The sequence below is a fragment of the Candidatus Laterigemmans baculatus genome (assembly GCF_010367455.1).
Lineage (GTDB): Bacteria > Planctomycetota > Planctomycetia > Pirellulales > Pirellulaceae > Laterigemmans > Laterigemmans baculatus.
Map to the genome: position 1 here is coordinate 1 of NZ_WRPR01000121.1, position 4,168 is coordinate 4,168.

At 68.0% G+C, this 4,168-nt stretch carries 2 protein-coding genes; both read right to left on the reverse strand.

Going from position 1 to position 4,168, the window contains the following annotated elements:
- Positions 1-162: 162 nt before the first annotated feature.
- Positions 163-1,161 (reverse strand): sigma 54-interacting transcriptional regulator, encoded by a 999-nt coding sequence (locus tag GNK13_RS19145; RefSeq protein WP_164104169.1) that lies wholly within the window; start codon positions 1,159-1,161, stop codon positions 163-165.
- Positions 1,162-1,310: 149 nt separating this feature from the next.
- A complete protein-coding gene (locus GNK13_RS19150) occupies positions 1,311-3,800 on the reverse strand; it encodes a hypothetical protein (RefSeq protein WP_203545382.1) in 2,490 nt (829 codons plus the stop codon).
- Between the last annotated feature and the right edge of the window lie 368 nt (positions 3,801-4,168).

Below are 4,168 nucleotides of genomic sequence, written 5' to 3' on the forward strand. Positions count from 1 at the left end.
AAGTGTGGTAACTCCAATGTCTACCGGAACTAAGGCTCTCGCGCTAGATACCTACGCTGATCAGCGGATGAAATATCCGGGCTAGCCCCCGGTTCCCGAAAACATCGTGAGAACCGGACGCTAGCGCGTGGCGGCTGATTTAACCCACCGCGCTAACATCGGCTACGCCTCGGGCGACTCGCTGTCGAGTCCGTACTCTTTCAGCTTCTTGTGCAACGTGTTGCGGTTGATTCCCAGCCGGGCGGCGGCCTGCTTGCGGACTCCATTGCAGCCGCGAAGCACTTGCAGCATCAACTCTCGCTCGACGGCGTTGACGACGCGGCTGTGCAGTGCCGGATTGGGTTCGTCGGGGTCAACCGCCGCGATCCCTTGGGCGACGACTTCCTCGGTGAGCGACGCGAGGTCGAAGCGGTCGATTCCTCCGCTGCGTCGCGGGGCGATCCCTGTGAGCGGTTCGGGGAGCAGCTCCAGCGTCAACTCGTCTCCTTCCGCCATCACCACGGCCCGCTCGACATACGCCCCGAGCTCCGGGAGGTTCCCCGGCCAGGAGTAGGCCTCGAGCGCCTCGAGCGCCCGCGGCGCGACCTTCGTGACTCGGCCTCCATTCCGCGCGTTGCTCCGCTCGAGAAAGTGGCGGACGAGCTTCGGAATCTCTTCACTGCGATTCCGCAGCGGCGGGATCTCCAGCGGGATGACGTTCAGCGCCCAGTACAAGTCCTCGCGAAACCGGCCCGCGTCGACTTCGGCTCGCAGATCTCGCTCGCAGCCGGCGATCCACCGATGGCCACCGCTCCGCCGAGAACACAGGGCGGGGTTGGCGGCACTTGAGGAATCGAGCGCTTCGCCGAGCGGATTCGCTTCGCACCGCACCGCATGCAGCAACCCGATTTGCAACTCCGGCGGCAGACGTTCGACCTCGGCGAGGTACAAGGTCCCTTCACCAGCTTCGGCCACCGTAGCGAGCAACTCGGGCAACGTCATCTCGCCGCAATCGCACCGCACGAAGCGGGCCTCGCGGCGGTCGCTGAGCGCGTGGATTGCCGCGGCGAGAGTCCCTTTGCCGACACCCACTTCACCGTAGAGCAGGACCGGAGCGGAGGTCGCTGCGATCCGCCGCACCAGGCGGGCGAGCTCCTGCATCGCGGCCGAACAGGCTACCATCCCGGGCAGCCCCGCCAAGTTCGATAGCCGCGCTTCGCCGCCCCCGGTCGGCGCTTCCCCGGATGCTGCGGTGCCGTCGCGATCTTGCGGAAGCGAGCTGTGCAGGGTCGGGATCCTCAGGTTCGATTCGGTGCCCGCTCCGGGGATGCCTAAGGCTGCGGCGCGGGGGGCTGCGGTGTGGGGTCGGGCTGCGGTGCAGAGTCGGCCGGCGGGGTTTGGGGTGGTTGGCTCGAGACGCCGACCTTCGCTTCCATCGCGTCGAGGACACGCCCGATCGCGGCTCGTCCCTCCGGAGTCCGTTCGAGGTTGAAGCGTTCATACTGGTCGGCGACTTGCCGGCGGGAGAGCCGCGTCCCGAACCGCTCGACCGAGGCGGCGAACGCTTCGGCTGCCCGCTGGCGAAGCTCGGCATCGAGGCTAGGGTTGGCCGCGAGCGTCGCCAGCAGCGATTGCGATTGGGGACTTCCCAGTGCAGACAATACTGCCAAACTCTCGCTGCTGAAACCCGACCGCTGGCTCGCTTCGGCCAGGGCTTGCTCGCGGCGGAGCAGGTCGTACGGCTGCGGCGTTCCTTGCTCGCCCGCAAGCGACTCGAGAATCGCAAGGCCCTGCAGCGCGTAGCCCTGACGCTCCGCGGCCCTCAGCGGAGGCAGGGGAGCGGCAGCGTTCATCGGGCGGAGCGTCGCGGCCACCGCAGCGACGGTCTGAGGTAGCGGAATCTGCTGCAGCGGTGCCAACCAGCGATCGCCGATCGTGACCAGTGCTTCGGTCGGCTCACCCACGAGCAGGATCGGCACACGACCGCCGAGCTGCAAGCGTCGCACGCGATCGACCATCTCCACGGCGACCATGTCCGGCGGCGTGGTCGTGGCCACGATCAACTGCAGATCGCCGCCGGCAGCGACCGCGTCGACCAAAGCCTCGGCCGAAGGAACCCGGACGACCCGATAGCCGAGCTGGTCGAGATGGGCGTTGAGCACGCGGGCCGACAGAGCATCGTTGACCATCAACAAGGCCAGCGGCGCGTCGTCCAGCTGCGACATCTCGATCCAGCGGTCGAGCACGCGGTTGCTCTCTTCGTAGGGCTGCCGCGGGGCCAACGCGCCAATCGTGGTCGCCGCTTCGTAGCGCACTCGCGGCTCCGGGTGGGAGGCAGCGGCCACCAGCGGGGCGGGCTCCGCGGCGGTCGTGTAAACCACGTCCGGATCGCCCACTACTGCCATCCAGCGGAGGATTGCGATCGCCGCGGCCGGATCATCTAGGGTCTCGCCCGGTCCCACGCCCCCGCCCCGTCCGGGAGCTCCCAACGCATCGCCGAGCGATTCGTCAAAGGTGTAGGCGAGCGAATCGCCCACCGGCTGGCCGAGCGCGTCGCTCAGCAACCGGGAGAGAAAAGTGGCATCGGTTAGCGCCTCACCCCAAGCCGTCTGCAGCGGTGCAAAATCGGCCGGCTCGAGTCCGAAAATTGAATCGATCAGATAGCGATAGCGGAGTTCGGCTCGAACGGCTGCCGAGAGCGTCGAGGGATGCAGGCTGCCCAATCGCTGCAGCATCGAGGCAAAGTCCACCGCGCGACGCGCCGTGGCGACGGTCGGCGTCGGCACGACCGGCTCGACTCCGGTTCCCGCGGCATCGATCTGCCAAATCTGTGCCCCGGCGAATCCTAGCCGGCTGCGACGATACGCTTCGTTGGCCACCCGCAAGCGATCGACCAAATACAGTTCGGCTTCGTGCCGCGAAGGGAGCGACGGGAAGATCTGGCGGAGAATCGCCGCCGCCAGCTCTCGCTCGGCGGGGCTGGCCACGCGGCTGTGCAGCGCCGTGACGAGCATCGCCAGGGCCCGCTCGCGGTCGAGCGCCGCGAGCGTTCGCAGCGCTCCGGTCCGGACCGACGCGTCGCCATAGAGAGCGAGCGGAGCGACGGCTTCGAAGCCCGAGCTTCCGAAACCGCGGAGCACCTTGATAATCCTTTGCCGTGGGGCCGGTGGTTCCGCAGCCGCCGCGGCCGCTGCCAGTTTCGCGAGCGCCGCATTGCCGCCTTGCAGCAACGTCCGCGTCGCCCCCAGACGCTCGTCGTACGATTCGGAGCCGAGCTGTCGGATCGCCGCGTCGAGCGTGGCCGGATCGACCGCCGCGGTGGCGACCGCCTCGCGGAGCAGCCGCAGTGACTCGCGAGCCTCCTCGCCGAGCGTCGCTTCGGTCCAGGCTCGGGTGAGCAGGGCTTGGCCCACCGTCTCGGCGACGCGAACCCGCTCGGCGGCCGAGAGATTTTCGACGCGGTTGGTGCCGAGAAACGTGTCGAGCTCGCTCCACAGTCGCAGTCGGCTCGCTTCACGCACGGCGACGCCGAGCTGCTCGGGCGAGCCAGCGGCATAGCGGCGAAGCTGGAGAACCAGCGGATCGACTTCTTCCTGGGCTTCCTCGCCGGGCTGAGGGGGCCGAGCCGGAGCGGCACCCACGCCACCGCCGATCTCGCCGCCAAAAATTCCGCCTGCCGCGTCGCCCGCATCATCCCCCGCCCCGAACGGATTGCCTCCGCCAAACGGATCGTCCCCGCCAAAGGGATCCTGAGCCCACAGCGTCGAAGCCGAACAGAGCAGCAGAAACGCTGCGACGAGCGAGTAACCGCGGAACAGCATGGGAGGCACAGCGAGACGAAGGGGGAGGAGCAAGCGAGAGACTCTCGCCAGTGTAATTGCCGCAATTGCCGGCCGCAGAGAGAAACCGGTCCCCGCAAAGCCCCCCGAGCCTCGTCTCACCCGGAAATCCGCACAATCGGTCCCGCCGACCGGCGTTTTCCTCGTCGTCCTGTTTCGCCCTTGCAGGGCTTCGCGGTCGGGGGGCCACTCAAAACCCAGGGCGGCGCTGTGCGGCTCCGCCGCGCCGCTCTGCCCTGGGCTGGTCTGTTACAGCCCCACGGGCTGAACGCGGCCATCTCCCAACCCTTCGTGTCCTTCGTGTCCTTCGTGGTTTTCTCACCTGCCCCCTGCCCCCCGCCCCCTGCCTC